Consider the following 2,900-nt stretch of genomic DNA (forward strand, 5'->3'; position numbering starts at 1 on the left):
CTGGACTGGTTGAAACCGAGCAATTCCAAGCTCAACTATATCTCGGTGATGCCAGAGAGACTATCCAACAGGTGCAACAAGGTAACTTCCAAGCCGATGCTATCTTTCTTGACCCCTTTTCCCCACCTAACTGTCCTCAATTATGGACCCTAGAATTTATTCAACACTTAGCCCAATGTTGCTCAGACACCGGTAGACTAGCCACCTACTCTTGTGCCGCAGCAGTTAGAATTGCCCTGATCACAGCTGGGTTTACGATTGGATCTACCATTGAAGTAGGAAATCGACAACCCGGTACTATAGCTAGCTTTACTGAAGCTAATTTACCTAGCTTATCAATCCGAGAGCAAGAACATTTGCAAACTCGTGCTGCTGTGCCTTACCGAGACCCGAATTTATCAGACTCAGCCTCAGGCATTTTACACCGACGCCGCCTAGAGCAGCAAAACTCTTTACTTGAACCAACCTCTCATTGGAAAAAGCGTTGGTTGAGAGTTGATAGTTAAGATCAGCTATCAGCTATCAGCTTTCAGCTTTCAGCTTTCAGCTATTAGCTGAAAGCTAATAGCTTTCAGTTATCAGCTTTTAGCTATCAGCTATCAGCTATAGCGCTACCCGCACGCTACTTAAGGTGCTTTTGAATAAAACAGGTAACCATTTGTTTAATCTGAGTTACGTCTGCTGACCACTGACCACTGACCGCTGACCGCTGACCGCTGACTGCTGACTGCTGACCTTATAATAAGTTAATTTTAAGCTAATTAGCAATTAATCAGAGTTTTATCGGTAATAATTATATTTATTCTCCCAATAGATTCATCATTCTTCTCCTGAATTATTAATTCTCTCTCCTGCATCTTAAAAAAAACTGCCCATTTATGACATCAAACTGAGGTCAAGTGTGAGTATGATAGGGATGCAAAGATGGAAGCAAAAAGCTAATCTATGGTTGCAGTAGCAATTCTAGCGGCAGGACGCGGAACTCGCATGAAATCTGACCTGCCCAAAGTCTGTCACCGTTTGGGTTCACAAACTCTGGTGGAGCGAGTGCTCAACAGTTGTGTTTCTATTAACCCCTCCAGAGTGATCGTCATTTGTGGCTATCAGAGTGAACGGGTAAAAGAAAGTCTGAGCGCCTACACGGATGTAGAATTCGTTGAACAGAAAGAGCAATTGGGTACTGGTCATGCCGTCCAGCAACTGTTGCCCCACTTGGCAGACGATACGGGAGACTTACTGGTCTTAAATGGTGATGTTCCCTTGTTGCGTCCCGACACCATTAAACAACTATTAGAAAGCCATCAAGCCCATAACAATGGCGCTACGATCCTAACTGCCCATTTGCCGAATCCCACGGGCTATGGACGGGTTTTCTGTGATAGTAACAATCAGCTGCAACAGATTGTGGAACACCGGGATTGCACTGATGCTCAAAAGCAAAATAACCGCATCAATGCTGGTGTCTATTGCTTCAACTGGTCTCAATTGGCTTTGGTCCTACCAAAACTGTCTGCGGATAATGACCAAAATGAGTATTACCTAACGGATGCGGTTACCATGGTTGAGCCAGTAATGGCAGTGGATGTGGAAGTAACCCACGAAATTCTCGGGATTAATGACCGTAAACAGCTGGCCATGGCTGAGCAGATTTTGCAAGAGCGGATTAAGGATGGCTGGATGAAGGCAGGGGTGACATTAATTAACCCAAACAGTATCACCATTGATGAGACTGTCCAATTGCAACCTGATGTCACCATCGAGCCCCAAACTCATTTGCGGGGTAAGACTGTCATTGGTGCTGGTAGCAGGATTGGCCCAGGGAGTCTGATTGAAAATAGCCAGTTGGGTGATAAGGTGACGGTGCTATATTCAGTGGTAAGTGATTCTGTGGTTCAAGATGGCACCCGTATTGGTCCGTATTCTCATCTTCGGGGTCATGCCCAAGTAGGAGAATCCTGCCGTATTGGAAATTTTGTGGAACTGAAAAATACTCAGATAGGCGATCGCACTAATGCCTCTCATCTATCTTATTTGGGAGATGCTACCCTAGGGTCCCGAGTGAATATTGGCGCAGGTACCATTACTGCCAATTACGATGGTGTTAAAAAGCATAAAACCGAGATAGGCGATCGCACTAAGACTGGCTCGAATAGTGTTTTGGTGGCACCACTGACCTTAGGAGAGGATGTCACTGTGGCAGCTGGTTCTGTGGTTACCAAGGATGTGCCAAACGATAGCTTGGTGATTGCTCGTAGTAGAAATCAGGTCGTTAAACCCGGTTGGCGATTACAGGGAACTGAAGATTCCAACAGCTGAGCAAGGGTAAGGGATGGCCGTAAGTTGATCAGGTTGTTGGGTGGTAAGCTATCAGCATTCAGCTAATGCGCTACGCGCACGCTACGCGAACAGCTAATGGGCTACGCGCACGGTACTTGATGTGCCAAAGGCTGACGGCTGAATGCTGACGGCTGAATGCTGACGTTGGGTGAATTAACAAATTGGGTGTTTCAAGAGGGGCAATAGGGGTAACAGAAGTAAGAAGCAGCAAGCTTATGACTAAAGACTACGATAATAATTGTTGAGGGAAAATTGAGTTTGCCCTATGACTTGGGAAATTGCTTCTGTTGTTGCTGAATCTGTTGCCCCTATTTTAGGGAGAAAAATTCAAACTAGGCTAACTCCTGCCGACATCCACAAAGCAGTAGAGCAAGGACTCAAAGCTGCCCTAATGCGAGAAGAACCCTTGGCACCAGAGCAGCGCCTTTTTTATTATTCTGCTCCTGATGCGATCGCGCTTTTTTTGGAAGACTTTTTCCAAGACAGGGAAGTACAGGAGGAATTACACAAACCCCTCCAAGAGGATAACAAAATACCCTTAACCCCTTTACTTGTGGAGAAAT

3 protein-coding genes are annotated in these 2,900 nt (G+C 45.6%); all 3 read left to right on the forward strand.

The genetic code is table 11. The features are described 5' to 3' along the window. Positions 1-506, forward strand: a 506-nt coding sequence (locus F6K38_RS38560; protein ID WP_287360217.1) for an MnmC family methyltransferase, incomplete at its 5' end; no start/stop codon positions are given. 439 nt (positions 507-945) lie between these two features. After that, complete coding sequence (gene glmU, locus F6K38_RS38565) at positions 946-2,316, forward strand: bifunctional UDP-N-acetylglucosamine diphosphorylase/glucosamine-1-phosphate N-acetyltransferase GlmU (RefSeq protein WP_287360219.1); 1,371 nt, start codon at positions 946-948, stop codon at positions 2,314-2,316. Between the two features lie 286 nt (positions 2,317-2,602). After that, positions 2,603-2,900: hypothetical protein (locus F6K38_RS38570; RefSeq protein ID WP_287360221.1), on the forward strand; the 298-nt coding region annotated here is incomplete at its 3' end.

Origin of the sequence: Moorena sp. SIO3B2, from assembly GCF_010692525.1 — a bacterium.
In the GTDB taxonomy this organism is placed as follows: domain Bacteria; phylum Cyanobacteriota; class Cyanobacteriia; order Cyanobacteriales; family Coleofasciculaceae; genus Moorena; species Moorena producens.